The 24,354-nt window shown below is 68.1% G+C and carries 19 protein-coding genes and 3 pseudogenes; 9 read left to right on the top strand and 13 right to left on the bottom strand.

Going from position 1 to position 24,354, the window contains the following annotated elements; translation table 11 throughout:
- Positions 1 to 1,106 precede the first annotated feature (1,106 nt).
- Positions 1,107 to 1,655 carry a GNAT family N-acetyltransferase gene (locus tag AB0D53_RS36020; RefSeq protein WP_362453553.1) on the top strand — a complete coding sequence of 183 codons (549 nt, stop codon included), beginning with the start codon at positions 1,107 to 1,109 and terminating at the stop codon, positions 1,653 to 1,655.
- A gap of 234 nt (positions 1,656 to 1,889) precedes the next feature.
- On the opposite strand, the pseudogene AB0D53_RS36015 reads toward AB0D53_RS36020, so the two are convergent.
- A pseudogene (locus AB0D53_RS36015) lies at positions 1,890 to 2,246 on the bottom strand (IS982 family transposase); the annotation flags it as partial.
- Between the two features lie 70 nt (positions 2,247 to 2,316).
- Between AB0D53_RS36015 and AB0D53_RS36010 the strand changes: the two are divergent.
- Entirely contained in the window at positions 2,317 to 2,706 is a 390-nt protein-coding gene (locus AB0D53_RS36010) for a hypothetical protein (RefSeq protein ID WP_362453552.1), read from the top strand.
- Positions 2,707 to 2,821: 115 nt separating this feature from the next.
- Here the strand turns inward: AB0D53_RS36010 and AB0D53_RS36005 are convergent, their stop codons facing one another.
- The 5 genes and pseudogenes from AB0D53_RS36005 to AB0D53_RS35985 all read right to left on the bottom strand — a co-directional run bounded on the left by AB0D53_RS36005 (position 2,822) and on the right by AB0D53_RS35985 (position 7,236).
- Entirely contained in the window at positions 2,822 to 3,622 is an 801-nt protein-coding gene (locus tag AB0D53_RS36005; protein WP_362453551.1) for an alpha/beta hydrolase, read from the bottom strand.
- Positions 3,609 to 4,506, bottom strand: a pseudogene (locus tag AB0D53_RS36000) (transposase). The gene AB0D53_RS36005 and the pseudogene AB0D53_RS36000 overlap by 14 nt, the downstream one beginning before the upstream one ends.
- Positions 4,503 to 5,762, bottom strand: a complete 1,260-nt coding sequence (locus AB0D53_RS35995) for an MFS transporter (protein WP_362453549.1) — start codon at positions 5,760 to 5,762, stop codon at positions 4,503 to 4,505. Before AB0D53_RS35995 ends, AB0D53_RS36000 begins: the two are co-directional and overlap by 4 nt.
- Positions 5,763 to 5,813: 51 nt before the next feature.
- A complete protein-coding gene (locus AB0D53_RS35990; protein ID WP_362453548.1) occupies positions 5,814 to 6,572 on the bottom strand; it encodes a GntR family transcriptional regulator in 759 nt (252 codons plus the stop codon).
- 409 nt (positions 6,573 to 6,981) lie between these two features.
- Positions 6,982 to 7,236, bottom strand: a complete 255-nt coding sequence (locus AB0D53_RS35985; protein WP_362453547.1) for a hypothetical protein — start codon at positions 7,234 to 7,236, stop codon at positions 6,982 to 6,984.
- Between the two features lie 63 nt (positions 7,237 to 7,299).
- On the opposite strand from AB0D53_RS35985, the gene AB0D53_RS35980 reads away from it, so the two are divergent.
- Positions 7,300 to 8,751: an amidase gene (locus AB0D53_RS35980; RefSeq protein WP_362453546.1), complete on the top strand. Its 1,452-nt coding sequence runs from the start codon at positions 7,300 to 7,302 to the stop codon at positions 8,749 to 8,751.
- A 400-nt stretch (positions 8,752 to 9,151) separates the two neighbouring features.
- The gene (locus AB0D53_RS35975) at positions 9,152 to 9,418 is read left to right on the top strand and encodes a hypothetical protein (RefSeq protein ID WP_362453545.1); all 267 of its coding nucleotides are present in this window, start codon (positions 9,152 to 9,154) and stop codon (positions 9,416 to 9,418) included.
- Positions 9,419 to 9,930: 512 nt separating this feature from the next.
- Here AB0D53_RS35975 and AB0D53_RS35970 read toward each other — a convergent pair.
- Positions 9,931 to 10,047, bottom strand: a pseudogene (locus tag AB0D53_RS35970) (aminoglycoside phosphotransferase family protein); the annotation flags it as partial.
- Positions 10,046 to 10,603, bottom strand: a complete 558-nt coding sequence (locus AB0D53_RS35965; protein ID WP_362453543.1) for a CGNR zinc finger domain-containing protein — start codon at positions 10,601 to 10,603, stop codon at positions 10,046 to 10,048. The pseudogene AB0D53_RS35970 and the gene AB0D53_RS35965, both read right to left, overlap by 2 nt.
- Positions 10,604 to 10,857: 254 nt before the next feature.
- Between AB0D53_RS35965 and AB0D53_RS35960 the strand changes: the two genes are divergently transcribed.
- From AB0D53_RS35960 to AB0D53_RS35950, 3 genes are all read left to right on the top strand, one after another.
- Positions 10,858 to 11,379 (top strand): hypothetical protein, encoded by a 522-nt coding sequence (locus AB0D53_RS35960; RefSeq protein ID WP_362453541.1) that lies wholly within the window; start codon positions 10,858 to 10,860, stop codon positions 11,377 to 11,379.
- A 17-nt stretch (positions 11,380 to 11,396) separates the two neighbouring features.
- Complete coding sequence (locus AB0D53_RS35955; RefSeq protein WP_362453540.1) at positions 11,397 to 11,633, top strand: hypothetical protein; 237 nt, start codon at positions 11,397 to 11,399, stop codon at positions 11,631 to 11,633.
- A gap of 1,044 nt (positions 11,634 to 12,677) precedes the next feature.
- The gene (locus AB0D53_RS35950) at positions 12,678 to 14,027 is read left to right on the top strand and encodes a hypothetical protein (protein WP_362453539.1); all 1,350 of its coding nucleotides are present in this window, start codon (positions 12,678 to 12,680) and stop codon (positions 14,025 to 14,027) included.
- A gap of 127 nt (positions 14,028 to 14,154) precedes the next feature.
- Here AB0D53_RS35950 and AB0D53_RS35945 read toward each other — a convergent pair whose 3' ends face one another.
- The 5 genes from AB0D53_RS35945 to AB0D53_RS35925 all read right to left on the bottom strand — a co-directional run bounded on the left by AB0D53_RS35945 (position 14,155) and on the right by AB0D53_RS35925 (position 21,156).
- The gene (locus AB0D53_RS35945; protein ID WP_362453537.1) at positions 14,155 to 16,227 is read right to left on the bottom strand and encodes a discoidin domain-containing protein; all 2,073 of its coding nucleotides are present in this window, start codon (positions 16,225 to 16,227) and stop codon (positions 14,155 to 14,157) included.
- Between the two features lie 219 nt (positions 16,228 to 16,446).
- Positions 16,447 to 17,703, bottom strand: coding sequence for an MFS transporter (locus AB0D53_RS35940; protein WP_362453536.1), 1,257 nt, complete (start codon positions 17,701 to 17,703; stop codon positions 16,447 to 16,449).
- A 14-nt stretch (positions 17,704 to 17,717) separates the two neighbouring features.
- Entirely contained in the window at positions 17,718 to 19,085 is a 1,368-nt protein-coding gene (locus tag AB0D53_RS35935; protein ID WP_362453535.1) for a GH1 family beta-glucosidase, read from the bottom strand.
- Positions 19,086 to 19,614: 529 nt separating this feature from the next.
- Positions 19,615 to 20,277, bottom strand: coding sequence for a TetR/AcrR family transcriptional regulator (locus AB0D53_RS35930; RefSeq protein WP_362453534.1), 663 nt, complete (start codon positions 20,275 to 20,277; stop codon positions 19,615 to 19,617).
- Positions 20,278 to 20,664: 387 nt separating this feature from the next.
- Positions 20,665 to 21,156 carry a hypothetical protein gene (locus AB0D53_RS35925; protein WP_362453532.1) on the bottom strand — a complete coding sequence of 164 codons (492 nt, stop codon included), beginning with the start codon at positions 21,154 to 21,156 and terminating at the stop codon, positions 20,665 to 20,667.
- A gap of 683 nt (positions 21,157 to 21,839) precedes the next feature.
- Between AB0D53_RS35925 and AB0D53_RS35920 the strand changes: the two genes are divergently transcribed.
- Positions 21,840 to 23,444 carry a molybdopterin-dependent oxidoreductase gene (locus AB0D53_RS35920; RefSeq protein ID WP_362453557.1) on the top strand — a complete coding sequence of 535 codons (1,605 nt, stop codon included), beginning with the start codon at positions 21,840 to 21,842 and terminating at the stop codon, positions 23,442 to 23,444.
- A gap of 88 nt (positions 23,445 to 23,532) precedes the next feature.
- Positions 23,533 to 24,180: a fasciclin domain-containing protein gene (locus AB0D53_RS35915; RefSeq protein WP_362453531.1), complete on the top strand. Its 648-nt coding sequence runs from the start codon at positions 23,533 to 23,535 to the stop codon at positions 24,178 to 24,180.
- Positions 24,181 to 24,354 lie beyond the last annotated feature (174 nt).

Raw genomic sequence — 24,354 nt, 5'->3', positions numbered from 1 at the left:
CCCAACCCCGCCGAGCTCGAACTCCCCGACATGGCCACCGTGGACCAGCCCGTCGTCACCAACTGGTCCACCAACCGCAACGAGACCATCCCCCGTGTCATCTGACCAACCGGCCCCCACCGCCCGGAACTCGAACTCCCGCGAAGTCCCCCCGCCCGGCCGCCGGCGTTCGCCCGCCCCCAACCCGACGGGCGGCATGGCCCCAGCGCATGCTCGATGGGCGAGGGCGGATGCAGGTACTCGGTGGGCACGTCGTCGTACGGGATGCCGCCCAAGGGCCGCGTGCTCCGGCGCCCGGACCCAGACCGGATGCTCGGCAACCCGCGCTGTCACCAGCGCCGTTGCGGCAGGACGGGAGGCCGATCCCGTACAGCCGGCCGTCGCGCAGCCGGCGCCGGTGTCACAGGTGCGCGATGACCTCCTGGATACCGGGCAGCAGCACCCGTATGGGCACCGGCATCGGCTCGGGGCGGAGGACGCTGCAGGTCTCCCACCATAGGGACGGACGCTGACAGTACCCGCCGCCGGAGTGGATGCTCTCCTCTGTCCACAGGGGCTCCGTGGCCGAATGGGCAGCATGAGCGATCACGAGCAGCAGTCGGCCCCGCGCCGAGGCAAGGTCCTGGAGCGCTACCGTGCCGGAAAGCTGACGAACCCGCAGAAGCCTTCTGGTGCCGGAAAGGCTACCGAATGAGCACTTGCGACAAGTTGGATGGTTCATCGGTGACAACCGGGCCGCCTGAACCGGTCCTGTCCGTAAGCTGGTCCGGCTTCGCCGGTGACAGCTTCGCAACTTCGGTTCACCTATCCGACGAGCCGCCGAACGAATGCTCTGGGGGTGGGCCGCTCCCGAATCCGCAGCGCGAGCGGTCCGTCCCGGGGCTCCGGGGCGTCCCACCGCAGCTGCTCGGCCACCACCATGCTGCAGGCGATTCAGACCTCTGGAACGGTGTGCCGCCCTGTCGACACCGCATCCGTTGCCGTTCGGCGGGCCCCGGGCAGGCAGGTCGGGGCCCGGCCCCCTTGGTGAGGGCGATGCCCGGGTCGGTGGGTTGATCGGTCGGCGAGTCTTGATCGCCTCTGAGCCCGCTGGTTAGTTTGGTTGCATGACCGACCACAGAGCCCTCGCCTGGCCACCTGCTCCGATCAAGACCGAGCGGCTCGTACTCCGTGAGTCCGAGGCCCGGGACCGCGAGGCGGTCATCGAGCTGAGCGCCTCGCCGGAGGTGAACACCTATCTCGGTGGCCCTCGACCACGTGCCGAGCTCGAACGCACGGTGCCCGAGGTGCCTGGGCAGTTCCGTGGCTGGTTCGTGGCCGAGCTCGACGGGGTAATGATCGGTACGGTCCAGCTCAAACCGCATGCCCCCGAGCGTCCGAACAACCGCCGTCTGGAGGCGGGGGAGACTGAGCTCGGCTACTTGTTCCTACCGGAGGCGTGGGGGCACGGGTACGCCATAGAGGCATGCGCAGCGGCACTCGACTGGTTTGCCGGCGCGCTGCCCGGTGAGCCGGTGGTGCTCTATACCCAGACCGCCAACGCCCGCTCGGTCCGCCTCGCGGCGAAGCTGGGGTTCACCGAGCTGGAACGATTCGAGGCGTGGGGCGCCGAGCAGTGGTTCGGCGCGTGGTCTTCACTCACGCCGTCCGGCTGATCGGCTCCGTGGTCGACGATCGCAGGTTTCCCCGGCCACCGGTCAGGTATCTTGCTTGGCGTGTTCGGCGGCGATGGATTGGTAGCGGTTGGACTCGGTGCCAGTCTGGATGAGGGTGCAGCGGATGACGATCCGGTCGGCGATGGCGGCGCAGAGCCGGGAGTCAGCGAAGCTTTGTCTCATCCCGCAAACGGGGGGTTCGTCGCGACCGCGGCGGCCTTGCGTTCCTCCCGCCGGGGTGGAGTCCACGCCCCATACCTCGTCGCTCCACACCGAGGTGGTGGTGGCCAGGATCCGGTTGACGCTTCGCATCACACCGGCGGCCTTGCGCAGCCGCTTGCTGTAGCCGGGCTGCTGGGGCAGATAGGGGAAGAGGTGGCGCAGGTGGGCACGGGCATGGCGGAGCCATTTGGCCTCGGAGGTGTAGCCGCGTATGGCCGTGAATCACGGCGAGGGTGACCAGTTCGGCATCGCTCAGGCAGGGTGTAATGCCGACCGGCGGGCGCCACGGCGCCAGGTCGGGACGCTCCTCAGCATGTCGTCGGTCGTCGCATAGAGTGCTGTCGCGAGGGTGTCCACATCGTTCGTCACAAAACGATCTTGGGCATCCTCGCTCTCGTTTCCACAGGCACCCCTTGGGCCACACCACAAGGAGGAACCAGTGTCATACCCGCAACTGCTCACCCCCGAGCAGAAGCTCACCGACGCGAAGAGGCTGTTGAGCCTCCCGCGTATCGTCGTGATCTGCGGCTCCACCCGCTTCATGACCGAGATGAACGAGGCCGATCTGCGGGAGACCAAAGCCGGGAAGATTGTCGTCAAACCGGGCTGTGACATGAAGTCGCCGCACGAACTTTGGTCCGATCCTGTCGAGGCCGAGGCGCTGAAGGTTCGACTCGACGATCTGCACCGGGCGAAGATCCGGCTCGCTGATGAGGTGCTCGTAGTCGGCGACTACATCGGAGACAGCACCCGGGCTGAAATCGCCTACGCCCGGTCGCTGGGCAAGCCCGTGAGGTTCACGCACCCCGAAGTCGACCCTGACGCCTGACCGCCCGCTGTCACCTCGACAACCAGGGAAGGCAGCTCGCCGCGTGACCGTCTCACGGTGGCTTCGGCCGCCGCCCACCCCACACCCTCTGCAGCCATCCCTTGGAATTGATCACCTAGGTGAGGCCCTCAAGGAAGTCCGAGAGCGCGGTGTGTAAAATTTCAGGCTGTTCCAGGTGCAGGTCGTGGCCGGTGCCAGGGATGCTCAAGGCTGTGGTGGCGGGTCGCTGCCGGAGCATCTCGTCGGCTTCCTGTGCAGGGACGAAGCTGGATTGGGCCAGGACGACCAGGGTGGGGCATGCGACCTGTCCCCACTCGTGCCGGAAGGAACGCTGGGCGTTCTCCGTCAGTGAGCGGACCATCACGTCCCGGTCGAAGCGAGGCCACCATTCGCCCTCGCGTTCCTCCAGCCCGGCCGCCCAGCTTGCGCCAATTGGTCCGCCGCCCCAAAACGCGGCTGCTGCTTCGCGTGAGGAGAACGGTATCGGCCATGAGTCGAGCCATCCGCCGATGTCCACGGGGCCGTTCGGGTTTGGACCGCCGGATCCGGCCTCGACGAGCACGAGCGCGCGGAAGAGTCCGGGGTGTGCGGCGGCGGTGAGCATGGCCGTGTGCCCGCCCAGCGACTGGCCGACCAGGGCGGGCCGCTGCAGCGCCAGCTGATCGACAACGGCGATGACGTCGGCAACGTAGGCGGCGCGGGAGACGTCCTGCGGGCGGCGCTCGCTGGCGCCGTGCCCGCGCTGGTCAACCGCGACGACCCGATATCTGGAGCTCAAGCGCCTGGCCAGCACGTCCCATTCGCCCGCGTGACCGGCCAGGCCGTGCAGCAGCACGATGGGCTGTCCAGGCCCACCCCAGTCCCGGCAGCCAAGCCGGACGCCGTCTCGCACCACCACGTGTTCAGACCATGCCACGTCGCCCCCCAGGCAATCGGCTGCCCTTGATCATGCGCAACCGCTTCGGGCGTTCGATGAGTCGGCCGCGTTCGAAGCGGGCGCCTGCCCGGACGAGGGCGACGAGGTGGGGTGCGTTCACGGCCCGCCACCGTTGCTGGGCAGACTCGACGAGTTTGAAGACCATGGTCAGCCCGGCGGGGCGGGAGCCAGTGCCGCGGGTGACCTTGGTTCGCACTTGGGCGGTGGCGAAGGCCGACTCGATCGGATCCGTGGTGCGCAGGTGGGTCCAGTGTTCGGCCGGGAAGTCGTAGAACGCCAGAGCTTGCTCCTGATCATCGGTGATCTTTTCGACCTTTTTGGGGATCAGACCAGCTCAAAATTATCCCGACTCGCGGCAGCCGTCCTTGAGCGCGACCAGTTTCTTGGAGCCGTCGGCACGCACTCCGATCAGGACCAGGACACATGCTTTGGCCTTTTCCGGGCGGACGTTGAGGCGGATGCCGTCGGCCCACAAACGTACACGTGGTCGACCTCGGACAGGTCGTGATCCATGAACGGGGCGCGGTCGGCCTGCCACTGCGCCGTCAGCCGGGTGACCGTCGCGGGTGAGAGACCGGTCGAGCTGCCCACGAACTGCTTCAGCGCGGGCACGAAGTCGTTTGAGGACAGGCCGTGCAGGTGGAGCAGCGGCAGCACCTCGCTGGTCTTCGATGACTTGCGGCACCAAGGCGGCAATATCGCGGAGGCGAACCGCTTGTGCTCGTCCGTGGCTTGTCGAGATGCTTGTCGTTCACCCGGGGCGCCTTCACCTCGACCGCGCCGGCTGCGGTGGTGACCAAGGCCCCTTGGCCCTGCAGGTGATACGTGAGCTCTCTTTTTATCAGCCGCTTGTGAATACTCAGCGTGCGAGCTCGGGAGTATTTCCCCCGGGCAGTCTGTGCATCGTTCGGAGCGGTGACAGGAAGTTAGGGAGGAAGCTCAGTGTCATACCGGCTGCACCAATCCACAAGGTGGTTGTGGCTCCGAAGGCGGAGCCCGAGGCTCCGCCCAAGAGCCCACCGACAGGAATGCCACCCCAGGACACGAATCGGGTGGTCGCGCTCATCCGGCCAAGAAGCCGATCCGGTGTCAGGGCCTGTTGGAAGCTTGATTGAGAGACAACGCGAACGACTCCACCCAGTGAAAGGGCCGCAAGTCCGATCGCAGCCATGTACAGGCTCGAGCCCGGTCGCGCCAATGGCATCAGGGCAGTCAACGGACAGGTGACCAGTGCTGCGATCCAGATGGTCGGACCCTGCCCGATCCACTTCGAGATCGTGGTTGCCGTCAGTGCTCCGAGCAGGGCGCCACAACCCATCCCGGACAGAACAAGGCCGATGGCGAAGGGCTGGAGGCCCATCTCCCGCTCCAGGAAGACCAGCAGCATGGTTTGATACATGACCAGGAAAAGATTGAATATCGCATCTCCCAGCATGATTGCGCGCAGGGGCGAGTGCTTGAGGGTGAACCCGAGTCCATCCTTGATCTCCTGCCACAGTTGCGGATTCTCACTCGGCTCCGGCTTTGGTTCGCGTCTGCGGATAGTGATTGCGAGCAGTCCGGACATGGCCATTCCGGCCGAACTCGCCAAGAGTGTTGCAGGAGCTCCAACCAGGCCGATCAGCGGCCCTGCCACCGTCGGCCCGCTGATACTGGTCACCGAGCGTATTGCCGAAAGCTTTGAGTTTCCTTCCATGAGATTACTGCGACCAACCAGGTGTGGGAGATAGCTGACGTACGCGACATCGAAGAATGCGGTCAGCACTCCATGAAACAAGGCGACTATGTAGAGCCACCAGATGGTGAGCAGGCCGGCCCACCACGCGACAGGTATCGTTATGAGGGCCAGTGCGCGGACGAGATCAGTGCTGATCATTACCGATCGCTTTCGCATGCGGTCCACCCATGCGCCCGCCGGTAGCCCGATCAGGAGCGATCCTGCGGTGGTCATCGTGGCCAAGAGCCCGACCTGGAACTCGTCAGCATTCAATGCCACGACGGCAACCAGAGGCAACGCCAGAAAGATGATGCGGTCGCCTAGTTGTCCGAGCGCGGTGGCAGCAAACAAACGCCCGAAATCCCGATCTCTCAGGAGTCCGAGCCGGGAGGTCTTTGGCATTCGTGTCCTCTGCTCTCGGAAGTGAAAGGCCAGTTCCACTGGCTTCAAGGGCTACGGGCGGTCGACTCCGAACTCGTAGACCACTTCCCGACGCACGTCCGGAATGACCATGTCGGCGGTCTCCACCGGGCGCCCGTCGGCGGCGTAGATGGTGCGCTCGATCTGGAGCACGAGGTCCCCCACACTGATCCCCAGCAGGTTCGCTTGCGTCTGAGTGGCACGAGCCGGGCGCGGAACCTCCGACACAGTCGAGATGGCCACGCCGATGGACCGCATGCGCTCGACCACGCCCTTTCCCGCCAGGGGCCCCATTTCGGGCAGCACGATCGGCGTTCCGCCCGTGATGGTCATCGGCTCCCAGGAATCGGAGAGCTGGACGGGGATCCCGTCGGCGAGGAACTCGTAATGTGTGTTGACGCAGAGGTCTCCAGGCCTGATTCCAAGCCGCATGGCGATTTCCTCAGGGGCAGGGACACGCACCCTGCTGTGTGAATCCCAGGCGTCGGCGCTGCCCCGTTGCCTCGCCCCGGAGCAGGGGGAGGAGCCGAACCCGCGATCCCGGTGCCGCGAGCGGACCAGCCGCAGGCGCTCGCGCGGGGTGCGGACGTAGGTGCCCGAGCCGGCGCGTCCTTCTAGGAGACCGTCGGTGATCAATCGGTCCATAGCCCGCTGCATGACGTTGCGCCCAACCCCGTACTCCTCGGCAAACCGTGCCCGGGACGGCAGGCGCTCGCCGACCTGCCACTCTCCCGCGAGAATCCGCGCACGCAGGACGTCGGCCACTGCGAGGTAGGGAGCTTCTCGGGGCATACACGATCCTCCGGTTGTCCTGCTCTGCGGCAGCTGGTCGTTCCCAGGGGGCGTTGGCAAGTTACTGCACTCGGCGAAAGCTGCTGGAGTAGGAATACGCTCGGCGCTCATGCGCCTTCGGAGGTTCGCGGCATCGTGCCGGCGATCCCGCTTGCGAGCCCTGGCGCGAAGTCGCTCTGGGCATCCGTCACCGGGTGATCGCTTCGATCCGGTTCAGCCGGGAGCCGCAGGTCGGCAAGCGGACCCGTTCGACTGCAGATCAGCCGCCCAGGCATGTACCTGGGCATGCCTGAGCAGAAGGAAGCGATTCAGCACGACGACCAGCTCATGCCAGTCCAGCGGGTGCGTGGGCAGGACTGGAGGAACCCTCGAACTACCCGTCATCGGGTCGTGCAGCTGAGATGCACGGTCACCCCTTCGTGGTTCGAAGGAAGGGAGCCAAGCGCGCGATGACGAACAAGCCGAAGAGCGTGCTGGGCGGCGGTCCGACGGGATGCAGCAGCAACGCCGGATTGTCCTGCGGCTGCCACCAGTTGACGATCCAGTTCGCGATGAAGTCCAGCGCCATCACACCGCTGGCCAGCCGGACACCCGCGGACTGAACGAGTCCCACCAGCACTACGAGAATCGGGTCGAGGACCGTCAGGCAGATGAGTATTGACACATCCAATCCGTTGTGTGAAGCGGCATTTCGTGCCCTCCTCCACAGGCCCATACGGTCGGATTCATGAAGCGGAATTATGCGACGGCCGAACAACTCGCGGCTGCCTTGCGGGCCGGTGAAGTGACCTCGGCGGCACTGACCGACGAAGCGATCGCCCGTATTGAACGGGACGACGATGCGATCAACGCGATCTGTGTGCCGGACTTCGACCGAGCACGGGCCGCCGCTCGTGGTGCCGACCGGGCGCGTGAGCGCGGTGAGGACCGGCCGCTGCTGGGCATTCCGGTGACGGTCAAGGAGTCGTACGACATTGCGGGGCTGCCCACGACCTGGGGTATGCCGCCGCACCGGAACTTCGTGCCGGCCGAGGACGCGGTGCAGGTGTCGCGGCTCAAGGCCGCGGGCGCGGTGGTGCTCGGCAAGACCAATGTGCCCGTGGGGCTGCAGGATGTGCAGACCTTCAACGAGATCTACGGCACCACCAACAACCCGTGGAACCACCGTCGTACGTCGGGCGGATCCTCCGGCGGCTCGGCGGCGGCCCTGGCGTCCGGATTCGGCGCTCTGTCCATCGGCTCCGACCTCGCCGGTTCGTTGCGCACCCCCGCGCATTTCTGCGGCATCTACGCGCACAAGCCGACACTCGGGCTGGCGGCGAGCCGCGGCATGGTCCCGCCGCCCGGGCCGGCCCTGCCGGTCGAGCACGACCTTGCCGTCGTCGGTCCGATGGCGCGCACCGCTCGCGACCTCACGCTCCTGCTCGACGTCATGGCCGGACCGGACCCGCTGACGCTCGGCGCGGCGCACCACCTGGCGCTGCCGCCCGCGCGCCACGAACGGCTCCGCGACTTCCGGGTCCTGGTCCTCGACGAGCATCCGTTCATTCCGACCGGATCCGCTGTCCGGGCGGGCGTGGGCCGGGTAGCCGATGCGCTTGTCGACGGCGGTGCCCACGTCGAGCGGGACAGTCCGCTGCTGCCCGATCTGACCGAAGCCGCGTTGCTCTACACGCGGTTCCTGTTTTCGGGCTCCGTTGCACGATTTCCCGTCGAAGCGTACGAGCAGCTGCAGGCCCGCGCCGCCGGATTGAGCGCAGACGACCAGAACCTCGATGCGGCGCGGCTGCGCGGCATGGTGCTCAGCCACCGCGACTGGATCGAGGCGAACAGCCTGCGCGAGCTCCACCGCCATGGATGGAGGCAGTTCTTCGCCGAGTTCGACGCCGTGGTGTGTCCCATCACGCCCACTCCCGCGTTCCCGCACGACCACAACCCCGACCTGATGAAACGTCGGATCGACATCGACGGCGTCAAGTATCCGTACTTCGACCAGCTCGTCTGGGCCGGTCTGGCCACTATGCCCGGTCTACCCGCCACCGCCATACCAGCGGGCCGGTCGCCCGAAGGGCTGCCGGTGGGAGTGCAGCTCATCGGCCCGATGTTCGAGGACCGCACCCCGCTGCGGCTGGCCGAATTGCTTGAGCAGGAGATCGGCGGCTTCCAGGCACCGAAGTAGGGCGTACAACCTGGGTGTCCGTCGAGGGTGAGGTGCGGACCACGACGAGATCCTCCGAATGCGCGCAGTTGCTCCCCGAAACGCGAATGTCACCCGCTGCCACGCAACCGTCGAGGGGCGCAAGATCCTCCACCGATACGCGACCTGGCATCTGCTGCGGCGTCTTTGCCGCCGCAGCAGATGCCAGGACATCACACACCCAGCTCACGGTCGTCCGCCAGCACCTGTGGGCAGCCGGCATCCGCCTCGCCGAGACTCGCTCGACCGCCCTGTTCCAGCTCGCCACCGAGCTGCCCGCCGCGATCCTCGCCTCCGGGAGACCGAGCAAGCCTTCCGCGACGCGAACTGGGACGGCCTTCCGCACCCGGAGACCGGTGCTGACGGAGTCCTGATTCCTGCCTTGTCGACCGACTTCGGCTTCCACGTCTTTCTCGGCCGCAGCTCACGCACGCCCGGTTGGAGCGTGGTGGTCCACGACCGGGACGAAAGCGGGTACTGGGAGCACGCCATGGGCTTCGCCGAGTGGCTCTACCGGCATCTCCTCGGGGAGGAAGTCATCCATCCCGACGGGACGTACTTCTACCCCGGGCCTGTTCAACTCCAGCATCTGCCCATGAGCCCGGACGATCGCCCTGTTCCCTGGCACGGGCCCGACCGCGGAATGTGAACTCGGGCGATGCATGCGGACACTTCTATTACCCGACTCCACGACGAGGTGTCTCTGACGAGCACCGGAAACCAGCTTCTCCCTTCGTGCTCCCGCCGAAGTTCGCCCGACTCATCGACGATCAGCTCCAACGCAGCCCCCCAGGACAGCAACACGGCCGGGCGCAGGTACCTTTTGCCCGGTCACAGCCCTGGACGCCCGCGCAACCCCTCGGCGTCGCCGACGCCCTGAGACACCACCGGCTGCCCGCCCGCGCAGCACGCAACACCGCCTTGGTGGACGCCCTGGTAGACATGCCGGCCATGGTCATCGCCGGCCTGCTCGGCATTCACCCCAAGACAGCCGAACGCTGGGCCACCCGCGCCGGCGGGAACTGGAGCGAATAGTTGGCAGCGCGACGGGCCGCCCCGCAGGACTAGGCAGTCGCCCGTCGGATTGCTGTGCTCAGCCGATCTGAGGCACAGGGCGCCCCGGCACCTCCGTGTCCCGGCCCGCCTGGACCCATTGGCTCGGCCCGGCGCGTCCACCAGCGCGGTGCCATAGGCATTCAGCCGCTCCTTCAAGGCTCGCGTCGGCAGCTCTGTCCTCCCTGCCTCTCGCCATGTCTGCGCCACCGACTGCACTTCTTTATGCGCGTGGTGTCGGTGGTCCGGTTGTCGGTGTCGTGCTTCCGTGGCGTCGCTCGCGGTGGCGGGCCACGGCGTCGTTGTTGGCGCAGCGCACCGAGCAGTAGGCGCGTCTGCCGTTGCGGGAGGTGTCGACGAAGGCCAGAGCGCAGTCGCGTCGTGCACAGCGTCCCAGCCGCTCGGCGTCGGCGGAGCAGATGACGTAGGCGAGTCCGGCCGCGGTGATGGCGCGGATATGCGCGGCCGGGTCGGCGCCGGTGGCGCTGTAGTGCAGATGGGGCTGGCCATCGTGCAGAGAGATACGGGGGCTGCTGGAAGCGTCGGCGAGGAGCGCATTGACCGCGTCGCACCGCACGTCGAGGCTCTGCCGACCGAAACATGCGGCCAGGCGCCGGCTCCATGTCCAGATGGTCTCGGCCTGCGCGGTGGTGAGCGTGCGGTTCACCACGCCGTGCATGGCCAGAAGGGGTTCCAGGTCCGTGGGATGGGGTGCCTCGGTCAGGTTGACCAGGTCAGCGGCGAGTCGGGCGGCCTCACCGCCGTAATGGTTGAACTGCATAAGATAATTACATCATCGCGTGGCCCCGGGGCGCCCCGGGGCCACAGGCTGAAGCGCCGTATGGCCGTCGTTGCCTGCCGGACGACACCGGATGCGACGAGATCTCGGAGACACGATGGTGCAGGCTGTCCGCTTCTCGCGGCACGCGTCCGCGACAAGCGGACGTTGATGCTGGTCCAGATCGCCAGTCCTCAGGCGGGGCGGCCGTCGCCAAGGAAGTGTACGGGCCCCTCGGTCCCTCGGCTCTGGCCGCTATGCGGCTGTCCTTCTCCGCCGCGACCCTTTGGCTGCTCGTCCGGCCGTCACTGCGCAGGGGCACGGCGGTGCAGTGGCGTGCAGTGATCCCGCTCGGTCTGGTCTTCGTGGCCACGAATACGGCGTACTTACGGGCCATCAGCCGCCTGCCGATCGGCGTGGCCGCGACCGTGGAACTGCTCGGCCCGCTCACCTCGTCGATCGCTCTGTCTCACCGGCCGGAGCATCTCGCGGTGGCGTTGCTGGCGCCGGCGGGCGTACTGCTGCTGACGGGCCCGGGTGCCTCGCTGCCCGCCGGAGGGCTGATGCCGGGAGGCGCCGCCGCGCTGTGTCGGGCCGGGTATGTGGCCTTGAGTCGGCGGGTCGGAAGGCCGCTTCCCGACCGGACGGGCCTGGCGCTGGCACTGGCCTGCGGTGGCTGCGTCCTGACGGCAGTCTCCGCTGTCACGGACGGCGTTGCGGTGGCGACCCGCCCGGCGGTTCTCCTCGCCGGTCTTCTCGTGGCTCTTCTGTCTCGCTGATTCCGTACGCGCTGGACATGGCGGTGCTGCGGTGTATCGATGCCCGCGCCTTCGGGGTGCTTCTCGCGCTGAGCCCCGCCGTGGCGGCGGCCGTCGGGTTCCTGCTGTTGCGCGAGCAGCTGACCGAACGCCGGCTGGCAGCGATCGCGCTTGTCGTCCTGGCCGGTGCCTGGTCGGTGCGGCGGGCTGGGCGGCCTGCCGCACCGGAGGCCCGGCCCGACACCTCTGACAGCTGTACTTTGTGCTCGATGTAATGGTTGAAATGCCATAGACAGTGACAGCATGTTGGTGGCATGACACCCGTACCTTCGGTCACCGTTACGCCGTCGCAGGACCGCTGCCCCGTCTGCCATGGGCCGACCGAGGGGGACGCGCGGTGGTGGACGCTGCGATCCCGCCACCGTACGTCCGAGGGCGAGGTCGAGTACTGCACCGGTGGCTGCGGTTGCCTCGTCGTCCTGGTCAACGGCCAAATGGTCAAAGCTCTCCCTGCCGACCGTCGGTGAAGTACGAGTTGAACCGCCCGCATCAGGGCCCAGGTTCAGGCACAGGCCATATTGCGGCGTCGGGGCGGCGCCCGGAATCAGGCGGCCCCCCTCCCTCATCGCGAGCGAGACGGGCCGCCCGTTGCGGCGAGAGCCGACGCCTTGTCACCGCTGACGCGACCGGGCCGCTCGCCCTGCGGGCGAGTACGGGAGGACGGCGGGACGGCCTGGGCGTCCGCCCGTCTGGAGCCTGTACTCGCGGCTCGTGTCGGTCAGGCCTTGAGCAGTGCGGCGTGGTGGTGGGGGAGCGGCGTGCGGAAGGTGAGTCGTACACGCGGGTGGAGACGGACTTGGTACGTGGAGGTGCGGGGAGAGTCCGGTCGGCACTGCACCCTCACCTTGGCCTGGATGCGGTGCGTGTGCAGTGCCTGCTGCTCAGGGGGGCGGCCTCGTACTTCACGACGGTGCTGGAGCAGCCGGTGGCGAGTTGTTCCAGCGAAGTCCGTTCCTTGCCGTCCGCGGTCGGTTTCCAACGGAGCTTCGTGGCGGCCCGGTCGGCGAGGCAGGTGCACTTTGCGGAGTGGGCTGGCGGCACCCATTCCGACGGGTCCTTGTCGGCCTTGGACCTGTTGGTCTTCGCTGTGACTGCCACGAGGGGGCGTCGGCCCCGGGGCCGTTCGTGTAGCACATGCGCCGGTCCGAGTGCCCTGCCGAAGCCCCGAGCGGCGGGGGAGCGTCATTCCCACTCTGCTGTATTCGAAGCGGCTGGTGGTATCGGCAGGGGGGCAGAGGCGAGCGCTATGGTACGTAGCCGTGGACGCTACTGATCTTGACTTCCGGGCCCGGACCCGGTCCGGCTGTATCCCGCCGGAGCTGGTCTCGCGGCTGATCGAACGCGGCCACACCGACGTGGTGGAGCTGCAGGCCGAACGCGGCGAGTGGTTCTGCGCGCTGGCGTGGGCGCGATGGCTGGGTGAGCAGGGCCGGCAGGCCGACGCATTGCGTGTGCTCGCTCCGTATCTGGCGACCGGCTGGTGGACAGCCGTCGTCGCCGCGGCCGAGCTGCTGGAGCACTGGGGCCGCGTCGACGAGGCGATCGAGATCACCCAGGTCCGCATGGAGGCCGGACATCCGATGGCGCTGGAGTCCTACACTCGCCTGCTTGCCCGGCACGGCCGCGCCGCGGAGGCGTTCGCCCTGCTGCGCCCGCACATCGGCGAGCTGCCCCTCGCCATGGCGCTGGTCGACGTCGCGGCCACCGCCGGTTGCGACGAGGAAGCCGTCGCGCTCCTCACCACCCGGGCCGAACACCGGTGTTCCGACTTCCCGTGGTGCTGCCGAGGCCTCGATCGCGACACATTGTTCGGGCTGATCGCCACGATCCGCGAACGCCAGGGCCGCACCGACGAGGCGATCGCCCTGCTGCGCGCCGGCAGCACCACGCTGCTCAACAACAGTGAGCAACTGGCCGCGCTGCTGGCACGCCACGGACGGCTCGACGAGCTGCGGGCAGCTGCGACGAGTGATGACTCGAGGTACGCCGTACAACGGCTCGCGAACTTGCTGGAGGAGCGCGGCGACGTGGAGGGGGCGATCGCGGCATACAGGCAGGCCGACGGATCCGTGGCACGCAATCCCAACTCGGCTTTCGAGCTCGCGCGACTCCTGACCCGGCACGGCCGGGGGAGCGAAGCGATCGACCTGTTGCGTACTCAGGCCGACGCCTGCAACGGGGATGACTGGTTCCTCCACACTCTGTCCGAGCTGTGCCTCGACCAGGGCCGCCCCGAGGACGGCCTGGCGCACCTCGACGCCCTCGCCGCCGCCCGCGGGGGCGAGGAGGTGTGGGACCTGTACTGGATGCGGATGCCGCTGATCGCCGCCCGCGACGGCATCGACGAAGCGATCGCACAGGCCCGCTCCCACCCTGAGGGCACCACCTCGTACGCGGCGCCGCACATCGCCGAGCTGCTCGCCGGCGCCGGACGCACCGAGGAGGCTGTCGCCGTCCTCGAACAGCACGCCTCCGCGAACAGCCATGACCTCGCCGGCTACCTCATCGATCTCGGCCGCGTCGAGGACGCCCTGGTCGTCCTCCAACGGCACGCCGCCCGGCCGGCCGAGTTGCCGGACGGCCCCTGGCACGACGATCCCCCGTTCTGAGATCCTGCACGGATCGAGCCCGCTGGGTGACGGCTGTCATCTGGAGAGTGGCGTGCCGGGACGTCAGGCCGGCCGGATCGGGAGAGCTGATCCGGCCGGGCCTCGGCCCGGGACGCCACCGGTACCGTCAGTCGCTGTAGACGCCGACCTCTTGGAGTGAGTAGCCCCACTCGGTGCCGCGCTCCGAACCGTGGATTCGTACGTAGCGCGCCGGAGTTCGGGCGAACCACGCTGTGTCCAGGCCGCCGTCACCAGCGGCCGTGGACCATGCCGTCTGCCAGCTCTTGCCGTCCTGCGACACCTCGATGCGGTACGACTTCGCGTACGCCGCCTCCCAGTCGAGGGTGACGCGCTTGACGGCCTTCGTGGATCCGAGGTCGATCTCCAGCCACTGGTCGTCCTTCCACTCGCTGGCCCAGCGGGTGCCCTTGTCTCCGTCCACGGCCTTGCCGGGCGCGAAGCTGACGAACGGGTTCCACCACTCCGACGTGGACGCCGAGGCGGCCGCACCCGAGGCCAGATTCACCCCGGACTTGTGCTTCTCGGTGTTCCCCCAGGTGCGCAGGTAGGACTCGGCACCCGTGAAGAGGTCGTCCACGACATCCTGACCGCCGACGATCCGGATGTCCTCGATCCAGTCCGGGACCATGCCGTAGTGCGCCGCGCCATCGGTGTTGAAGTCCCACGTGCGCTCGCCGGTGGTCTGCTTGTCGATCACTGAGCCGCCGTCCGTGCTGCGGAAGGGGTACTTCACCGGGTTGGGGGTGTCCCCGCCCCGCGGGCCCGGCCAGCCGCCGACACCGTTCATGTCGGTGCCGTAGCCGTAGCCGACCTGGTACTTCTCGCGCAGCGCGTCCGTGCGTCCGGCCTCCGCACTGAACGCCTCGGAGCCGCTCATGTACTGGGCGGCGAACCCGCCGAGCTTGTACAGCCGCTCGGTCCACCCCAGGTCCATCCAGCTGTGCGAGGAGATGACGCCCGGGTACGACTCGGATTCCAGGACGTCGAAGGCCTGACCCGCGGCCTTGACGCTCATGTGGTCGATCTCCAGCATCATGTGGCGCTTCATCATCCCGCGCACCGCGTACTCACCCAGGCTGGTCAGCCCGCGGGTGTTGCACTGCGCGCCCGAGGCGTACGAGGGGACGGCCACCCCACTCGGCAGTTGCTTCTCCGCCTCCGCCGCCACCGCGTTGCCGATGGGGTTGTCGTGCTGCGGACCGCGGCAGGTCTCCGTCTTCCAGAAGGTGCCGGTCGACAGGAACTGGCCCACGTTGATCGCCGTACCGAGGGCGCCGGAGTCGAAGCGCACCCCGCACAGGGCGTTGTCGAACTTGTGGCACAGGAACATGCTGCTCACGCCCAGCTCGCGCAGCTCGTCCAGGCCGCGGTCGATGTCCTCCTTGCTGCACTGCGCGATGTCCAGGATCTGCTTGCAGCCGAACGGCTCGGACGTCTCCACCCCCAGGACAACGGCCAGTTTGCCCTGCTCGATGACCTCACGGGCCTGCGAGCTGTTGGTGACGATCCGGAACCAGCCCTTGCCCGGGCCGCCGTACATCTTGTCGATGAAGGCCTGCATGTCGTACGACTTCTTCGCCTCGAGACGGATGGCGGTCATCTCGTCGCAGCTGCGGTCCTTGAAGAAGTAGACCGAGCAGATCACGCCGTTGGTGACCAGGTCGTTGACCAGCACCCTTTGGCCGCCACGCCATGCCCGCTCGATTGCGGCGTAGTAGTTCTGCTGATGGGTCAGCGAGTCGTGGGCGGGCCAGTCCTTGAAGGTGGGCCACCCATCGGGGTCGTGCTTGCCGTCGCCACCCTTGGTGACGAAGTCGAAGATGGCGAGCGAGCCGTCGGGGTAGTGCTCGGGGCAGTCCTTGAGCGCATCGGTGACGCCCTGCTCCGAGAACGGCTTGCCACAGATCAGCCGGCCGCCGAAGCCCTCGTTGGCCATGATGTGGTCGTGGGCGTCGACGAACCCTCTTACGCGCCCCTGGGCATCGGTGCCCTTGAACGGCTCACCCGTGACGTCGATCTGCGCGTCGGGCGCGGGCCGCGCGGTCGGGTTCCACCAGCCGGAGTCGGGCTCCGCCGCGGAGCTGGGCATCGGGCCGAGTACCAGGGACATCACGGCGAGGAGCAGTGACACCACCGTGAGGGATCTGAGCCTGCGGCGCGGAGGTTGAGCCATGGTCATCACTCACCTTGATTGACATGTGCACACAAGTTACTGACGAGTTTTCAGAATCGCGACCACCGTCGGTGGAGTCAACGGTCCGGACCGAAAAACATGAGACGTTCTCAGCTTTTGTGAACTCGATTTCGAATGTGGTTGGTTGAGGGGCGATCGAGTGTCGAGTGTCGGGTGTTGAGAGTCGGGTGGCCCGGACGGGCGTGTCCGCCCGTCCGGCCATCCTTAGGTCACGCTGCGGATGCGGTTGACGAGGAGACCGCCGATGAGGATGACCAGGGCCGCAGCGGTGTAGAGGCCGGTGTAGCCGTCGAGGTGGGTGATGATCGGCGAGGCGAGGGCGGGGGCGAGGACCTGCGGGCCGGAGTTGGCGATGTTGATGACGCCGAGGTCCTTGGCGCGGTCGGCGGCCTCGGGCAGGACTTGGGTGACCAGGGCCTGGTCGACGGCGAGGTAGATGCCGTAACCCGCGCCGAGGACGGCCGCGGCGGCGATGGCGGACGACCAGGTGTGGACCAGGGCGAGCAGCACTGCCGCTGCGGCCATGACCAGCGAACAGAGGACGACGAAGACCTTGCGGCGTCCAACGCGGTCGGACAGGACGCCGGCGGGGATGGCCGTGAGTGCGGCGCAGAGGGTGTAGATCACCGTGAGGATCAGTACGCCGGTGCCGGGGTCGCCGTAGTGGACGGCGTCGGAGAGGAAGTAGAACAGGTAGAGGGTGCCGAGGGCGTTGCCGAGGTTGATCAGGAATCGGGTGAGCCAGGCCCAGCCGAAGTCGGGGTGCTGCCGGGGACTCACCCAGAGCGACCGGGCGAAGGCGCGGGCGTCGAAGGCGGGACGCAGTGCCCGGGGCAGGGGCGGCTCGGAGTGGCGCAGCACGAAGGGGAGGGCGAGTGCGACGGTGAGCACGGCGAGGATGCCGTAGCCGGAGCGGACACCGGTGATCAGCAATGTGGTGATCAGCGCGCCTAGGACGAGGCCGAAGGACTGCATGAGTCCGGTCCAGCCGGAGACCTGAGCGCGTTGGGTGAGCGGTACACGGTCGGCGATCGGGGTGGTGACCCCGGCCAGCATCGCGTTCAGGCCTGCCTGCGCGAGGCACCAGCCGACGGCGACCCCGGCCACGGTGTGCTGGGTGGCAGTGAGCGACAACCCCGCTGCCCCGGCGAGTGCGCCGCCGAGAATCCAGGGCCGGCGGCGGCCGAACCGGCTCGTGGTGCGGTCCGACCATGCGCCGGCGAGTGGGTTGGCAAGCACCGCGACGAGCGCGCCGAGGCCGGTGACGAGCGAGAGCGCATCGTTCTTGCCGTGCGGGTCGATGTGCTCCAACTGCAGTGGCAGCAGGATCTGAATGGGGGTCATGAACGCCATGAAGACGGCGAGCGTGGCCAGTGAGAGGTCCACTGTCCAGCCGCCCCTGACCGGGAGGGTGGGCTCGGCGAAGACGGCGGCGTCGTCCGCTGCGGGGGCGTGGGACATGGCGACTCCGTCGCTCAGGACCGCTGGGAGGCGATCAGGTCGCGATACCACTCGAAGCTCGCGCGGGGCGTGCGACGTCGGGTGGTGAAGTCGACCTCGACCAGACCGAAGCGCTGGTGATAGCCCTCGGCCCACTCGAAGTTGTCGAGCAACGACCAGGTGAAGTAGCCGCGCACGTCCACCCCGCGGGATACCGCGCGGGCGACCGCGGTGATGTGTCCGGCGAGGTATTCGATGCGCGCCTGGTCGTTCGGCCCGGCCGGCTGCGAGCAGCCGTTCTCGGTGATCCACACCGGTGGAAGGGCTTTGCCGTAGCGGGCCTTGAGGTCGGTGAGCAGCTCCGTGAGCCCATCGGGGACCACCGGCCAGTCGAACGCGGTTCGCTCGTACGGCTCCGTGGGCTCGCTCAGGTCGAAGGGCAGCGCGGCGGCAGGATCGGCCGGGGCGGTGACCCAGGTGGGGTTGTAGTAGTTGATGCCCAGCCCGTCCAGCGGTGCGGCCATCGTGGCGAGATCGCCATCGCGCACCACTCCGCCCCAGCCCGGGTCACTCATGCCGTAGGCCGACAGGTCGGGATAGCTTCCCAGCAGCAGCGGGTCGTTGAAGAGCCGGTTGTGCAGGGCGTCATAGGCGGAGGCCGCCGCCACGTCCTTGTCCTGCTGGGCGTCGGGGCGCAGACGGACGGGCGTGCAGTTGTTGGCGATCAGTATCTGCCCACCGGGAACGGTGGCCCGCAGCGCCGCGGTCGCGAGGCCATGCCCCAGCAACTGGTGATGTGCGACGGGCAGCGCGTCCAGCATCAGTGCGCGACCTGGGGCGTGGACGCCGAAGCCGTAGCCGAAAGACATGTGGACGAAGGGCTCGTTCAGGGTGATCCACCGCTTGACCCGGTCGCCCAGCCGCTCCGCGACCACGGCTGCGTACTCGGCGAACCGGTAGGCGGTCTCTCGGTTCAGCCATCCGCCCGTGTCCTCCAGGGCCTGCGGCAGGTCCCAGTGGAACAGAGTGGGTGTGGGCTCGATTCCGGCGTCGAGCAGCGCGTCGACCAGGCGGTCGTAGAAGTCCAGTCCGCGCGGCTCTACCTTGCCCGCGCCGGTCGGCAGGACGCGTGGCCAGGAGACCGAGAAGCGGTACGCGTCGAGCCCGAGTCGGCGCATCAGCGTGACGTCCTCGTCGAACCTGTGACGGTGGTCGCAGGCGATGTCGCCGGTGTGGCCGTCGCGTACGGCCCCGGGGCGCCGTACGAAGGTGTCCCAGATGGACGCGCCCTTGCCGTCCTCGTCGGCGGCGCCCTCGATCTGGTACGCGGCGGTGGAGGCACCCCAGACGAAGTCGGCCGGGAGCCGGGGGAGTCGGGTCGCATCGGTGGGGCTCGTCGTCACTGGCGCCTGCCTTCATTGGTGATGCGCGAGTCGCCCAGGTTCGGCCGCCCGCGCACGGCTCCGGAAATCCTGCCGACGGCCGCTCTTCGCGCCCCAACGGCAGCCTGGGGGGCGGCTGTTCGTGACCGGGGCACGCCGTCCAGGGTGGGCCGCACCGTAACATGAACTCTCGTTCACGTTCTATGGGTCGGACCTGTCCACGACCTGGCCGCGGGGAGGCGGGAGGGGCCCTGCTCGGGCAGCAGCAGCGCCGGCCGGGACCTGGGGCGAGCGCCGAGGCCGAGATCACGGCCCGCGGCGGAGATCCTCGGATGGTGGCAGACCTCGGTGGCCGGCTCTGCGAGCCCCCGAAGCCGGCCCCGGCAGCGGGACCTCCAGTGGCTGGGCTCGGGCGGCGCGACGTGCCGGACAGGGCCTGGCCGGGATGATTGCCCGTGTCACGACGGCCAGGGGCCGGGCTGGTCAGCGGTGGTAGCGATCGGCCCGGCAGCCCGGGCCGGTGGCCCGGTGGGCTGCTGAACGCCTCGGTTCACCCTCCCGTGGCCGTCAGCCGACCGCGCAGGTCCTCCCAGTAGGCGTTGAGCATCCGCTTGAGCTCGTCCACGGTTTCCCAGTCCGGCTCGCCGCCGCTCTTGAACACTTCGTGCAACACGGCGTTGGCGGCCCACACCACCATCCGCGTTGCCCGTTGCGCTTGGTGGCCGCCGGGCCCGCCGGTCAGGTGCTCCACGATGCGCTGCAGGCCCTGGGCGATGTGTGTGTTGCTCGCCCCGTCGGCCCGTGCGAGCTCGGGACTGAGGTGCCGCCCGGCCCACAGGACCATGCCGCCCGACTGGGACCGGAAGAGCTCGGCGTAGACGCCGACCATCATGCCGACCGGGTCGGTCAGTTCGCCCTCGACGGAACGCTCGACGAGTTCGTCGATGGCGGCCTTGAAGGCATCGAGGTACCGCTGGCCCAGCGCGTCCACGACGGCGCTCTTGTCCGGGTAGAACTGGTAGATGCTGCCGACAGGTGCGCCCGACTCCTCGGCGATCCGCCGCATCGTCAGCGCCTCGTAACCCTCCTGAGACAGGATCCGGTCGGCTGCGGCGAGGACGGCCTCGACCCGGGCCCGGCTGCGTGCCTGCTGAGGCTGCCTCCGCAGCCGTGCCCGCGATGCCGGCTGCGGCTTGCCTGCTTCCGTCACCACGTTCCCCCGGTCGTCCGATGACGCGAACGTAGCACGCGGCCACGGAGCGGGGGCCGGCCATGCTGCGCCCCCGCTCCGTGTGCCGGCTGCAGGACTCCTGCGCATGCAGTTGTCGGGCCGGTCCAGTTCTCCATCGGGTGGGCAAAGGGGGCCTTGACGCTGATCGAGCGCCACAAGGCCCCCTCCACAGCCTGCCTGCCTCCCGGCGAGACCACCCTGTTCGACGGCGTCGTGCGCGAGGACTGGACTAGGTTCGCGGTCTTCGCCCTCGGCAAGGGACACAGGCGCGTCATGCACGCGGTCCACGAGGCCTGCGTCTTCCGGGCCCGGCCCCGGTGTCCCGGCCCGGTTACCAGCCCCAAAGCTGGTCCGTCCGGCTTCAGGGCGTCACACGCACTTGTTGTCGCTCGAGGTCTTGGCGGTGTTGCCCGACAGGGCCTGCCAGTGGACGACGGCACACTGGAAGTTCTGCCGGGTCTCGTTTCCGACGGTGTACTCGTAGGACGTCGGGTAGCCCATCCACCCCGCCTCGCATCCGTGGTTGCACCAGTAGTCGCCGATGGCTCCCCATACAGGCCACGCGCCGCTGCGAGGGGACCAGTAGATGGTCCCGTTCTTGAACTGCGTCCGACGCCCGATCCCGTCGGGGTTGACCAACTCCTCCGTGAGTGGACAGCCAAGCGATCCCTTGGAGCCGTCCATCGCGATGTACCGCTTCTCGATGTCGCCCACCACCTTGAATCCGCAGTAGTCGTCGTTGGCCTGCGCGGCCGACGGGGCCGAAACGACGAGCGTGCCGACCAGCACGGCGAGCAGGCCCACGGCCGAACCTGCCTTCCCTGGCTTCCTGGTCCGGCCGGTTACCCGGATACGCGTCATGCGTCCTCCCTTGTCGTGAGCTGAACAGGTGCCGAATCTTGCGAGTACGGCACTCGATCAGGCCAACGACACGCCTGGGGCAGGGAAACGGGCTCGTCCAGCTGTCCGGGACCCACTTCGTGGGCGACATCTGGTGCTGGACAACGACGCCACCCACAAGGCCCCGACGACCAAGGCCTGGCCGTCGGCACCCCACAGTTCCTTGCGCCTCGCACCTATCGGTGGTTCTGGCTCAACCTTCTGGAGCGATGGTTCGCCGAGCTGACGAACAAGCGGATACGGCGCGGCGTCCGCAGAACTGTCCAGGCCCTGGAGAAGGGCATCGGGACCTGGACCGCCGCAAGGAACACCGACCCCAAGCCGTACGTCCGGACCAAGACCGCACCGGCATCCTCGAATGCCTCGCCCGCTACCGGAACAGAATTCCTGACTCAGGACACTGGGCGGCCGGCGCGGTTGTCACCGGGCGGCGGCAAGGGGCCGCGTGGTTCGGGCGGCCCCTCGTGGACTGTTCCGGTCGTGATGGTCGTTACACCAGCGCTTGGCCCGAACCTCGTAATTCGTAGCGGAATCGGCACCGGCTTGGTGTGGCATCTTTCTTTCCCCTGATCGTAGGTGTCACCAATCCGCAACGCCGGCGGAACCGGATTCCCTGCGTGAGGGATGACAAGTGGGATCCGCAGATGCGGCCCGGTAGGCCGCGTCTGGCGCTGGGCGCGCTGAGCGGTGTGCTGGCCGGCTTCGCGTCGCTGGCGGTGGCCGAACTGGTGGCGGCGGTAGTACGTCCGCAGTCCAGCCCGGTCGTCGTGGTGGGAGGCGCGGCCATCGACGCGACGCCTGCCCCGGTCAAGGACTGGGCGATCCGTCATTTCGGTACCGGTGACAAGCTGGTTCTGCAGCTCGGGATTCTTGCTGTGATCAGTGTGCTGGCCCTGGCCCTGGGCGTGTACGCGATGCACTGCCGACGGGTCGGAGCAGCCGGGGTCCTTCTCTTCGGGGCGCTCGGAGCGGCGGCGGCCCTGAGCCGGCCCGACTCGTCCGGCCTCACCGACGCTGTGCCCTCTGGCGTGGGCGCCGTGACCGGTGCACTGCTCCTCTACGTTCTGGTGGGCCTCCTGACAGCGATGAGGCGGTCACGTGCCACAGAGTGTCAACTCGGGAACGATGGCGCGGAACTTGTCGCAGCTGTGCCTGAGGAGTGGGATCGCAGGGGCTTTGTCCTGGCGTCCGTCTCGGTAGCCGCCGTGTCCGCCGGCGTCGGCGTGGCCGGCCGGTTGCTGAACAGCTCGCGCGGTCGCGACGCCATTGCCTCGCGCGAGCGGGTCGTTCTGCCGCTGCCGGGGGCCCCGGCGCAACCGGTACCGAAACGGGCCGAGCTGCGTATTGCCGGGATCAGCCCCTTCGTCACCCCGAACAACGACTTCTACCGAGTGGACACCGCCCTCGTGGTGCCCAGGATCGACGTCACCACCTGGCGGCTGCGTGTCCACGGCAAAGGGGTGCGTCGGCCGGCCGGCTACTCCTTCGACGACCTGCTGCGCAGGGAGCTGATCGAGCGGGACATCACCTTGACCTGCGTGTCGAACGAGGTAGGTGGCCCCTATGCCGGCAACGCCCGCTGGATCGGCGTACGGCTGGCGGACCTGCTCGCCGAGTGCGGGGTGAAGCCTCCCTCCCGCGGTGGCCCGGCCGACCAGTTGGTGTCCCGTTCGGTGGACGGGATGACGATCGGCAGCCCGGTCGAGGACGTCATGGACGGCCGCGACGCGCTGCTCGCCATCGGCATGAACGGTGAGCCGCTGCCTTTCGAGCACGGCTTCCCTGTCCGTATGGTCGTGCCCGGCCTCTACGGGTACGTGTCGGCCTGCAAGTGGATCCAGGACATCGAGCTCACCACCTTCGATTCCTACGACCCGTACTGGGCCAGACGCGGCTGGGCCCGCAGGGCCCCGGTCAAGACCGAGTCGCGTATCGACACCCCCAAGCCGTTCGCCCGGCCCAGGGCAGGCACGGTGATGGTTGCCGGGGTCGCCTGGGCCCAGCACCGCGGCATCGACAAGGTCGAGGTCCGGATCGACGACGGGCCCTGGCACGAAGCCCATCTGGCGGCCGAGGACACCCGTGACACCTGGCGCCAGTGGTCATTCCCCTGGCAGGCCACCCCGGGCGGCCACACCCTCACCGTGCGCGCCACCGACCGCACAGGCCGGGTGCAGACAGGAAGACGCACCCGCACCATCCCCGACGGCGCCAGTGGATGGCACTCCGTGGTCGTGACCGTCGCATGACGACCGCATAGGGGTTCCGCCCCTCCCGAACCGCTTTCCGTGTCCCTCGATCGCAGCACCCTGCTGCCCATCTCAACAGGAGAACATGATGAACACCCCCACCCGCCATACCCTCGGCGTCCTCGTAGCTGCTGCTGTTCTGCCGGTGGTCCTGACCGCCTGCTCCGGCAGCAGTGATTCCGTCGAGTCGGACGCGCCCGACAAGGCGTCGGCTCCGGCTGCCAAGAGCAGCAACGACATGGACGGCTCGAGCAGCATGGACCAGCCCTTCGGCGCGGCCTGCTCAGCCGTGCCGAAGAACGGAGCCGGCTCCTTCGACGGCATGGCCAAGGCTCCCGTCGCCACCGCCGCCTCCAACAACCCGGCGCTGTCCACGCTCGTGACCGCGGTCAAGAAGGCCGGTCTGGTCGACACCCTCAACAACGCACAGAACATCACCGTGTTCGCGCCCACCAACGACGCCTTCGACAAGATCCCGAAGGCGACCCTGGACAAGGTCCTCAGCAACAAGGCCGAGCTGACGAAGATTCTCACCTACCACGTCGTCGGCCAGAAGCTCGCCCCGAAGGACCTGGAGAAGGGCGCCTTCGACACCCTGGAGCAGTCCAAGCTCACCACCTCCGGCTCGGGCGAGTCCTACACCGTCAACGACTCCGCGAAGGTGGTCTGCGGCAACGTCAAGACCGCCAATGCCAACGTCTACATCATTGACACCGTCCTGATGCCCAAGATGTGACCTCCCGCAGCGCCTGCCGGACCCCACCCGGTCCGGCAGGCGCTCGCCTGTGGGCCCCGACCGCCCGGACCGCGGCTGGGCCCCTGCCACCTGCGCACCGCCTGCCGGGAAGGAAGGAACCATGCACGGACCATCTGGTCAGCGCAGCGCCGGGAATCTGCCGCGGTCGGGCAG

Source organism: Streptomyces sp. NPDC048295 (genome assembly GCF_040652135.1).
GTDB lineage: Bacteria > Actinomycetota > Actinomycetes > Streptomycetales > Streptomycetaceae > Streptomyces.
Note: the sequence above shows the minus strand (reverse complement) of the source record. Positions and strands in the feature narration are given on the sequence as shown.

Coding starts and splice junctions, on each gene's coding strand:
- AB0D53_RS36020 (WP_362453553.1), top strand. CDS start 1,107: ATGACCGACCACAGAGCCCTCGCCTGGCCACCTGCTCCGATCAAGACC.
- AB0D53_RS35995 (WP_362453549.1), bottom strand. CDS start 5,762: ATGCCAAAGACCTCCCGGCTCGGACTCCTGAGAGATCGGGATTTCGGG.
- AB0D53_RS35990 (WP_362453548.1), bottom strand. CDS start 6,572: ATGCCCCGAGAAGCTCCCTACCTCGCAGTGGCCGACGTCCTGCGTGCG.
- AB0D53_RS35980 (WP_362453546.1), top strand. CDS start 7,300: ATGAAGCGGAATTATGCGACGGCCGAACAACTCGCGGCTGCCTTGCGG.
- AB0D53_RS35965 (WP_362453543.1), bottom strand. CDS start 10,603: ATGCAGTTCAACCATTACGGCGGTGAGGCCGCCCGACTCGCCGCTGAC.
- AB0D53_RS35960 (WP_362453541.1), top strand. CDS start 10,858: ATGCGGCTGTCCTTCTCCGCCGCGACCCTTTGGCTGCTCGTCCGGCCG.
- AB0D53_RS35955 (WP_362453540.1), top strand. CDS start 11,397: ATGGCGGTGCTGCGGTGTATCGATGCCCGCGCCTTCGGGGTGCTTCTC.
- AB0D53_RS35945 (WP_362453537.1), bottom strand. CDS start 16,227: ATGACCATGGCTCAACCTCCGCGCCGCAGGCTCAGATCCCTCACGGTG.
- AB0D53_RS35940 (WP_362453536.1), bottom strand. CDS start 17,703: ATGTCCCACGCCCCCGCAGCGGACGACGCCGCCGTCTTCGCCGAGCCC.
- AB0D53_RS35925 (WP_362453532.1), bottom strand. CDS start 21,156: ATGACGCGTATCCGGGTAACCGGCCGGACCAGGAAGCCAGGGAAGGCA.
- AB0D53_RS35920 (WP_362453557.1), top strand. CDS start 21,840: ATGCGGCCCGGTAGGCCGCGTCTGGCGCTGGGCGCGCTGAGCGGTGTG.
- AB0D53_RS35915 (WP_362453531.1), top strand. CDS start 23,533: ATGAACACCCCCACCCGCCATACCCTCGGCGTCCTCGTAGCTGCTGCT.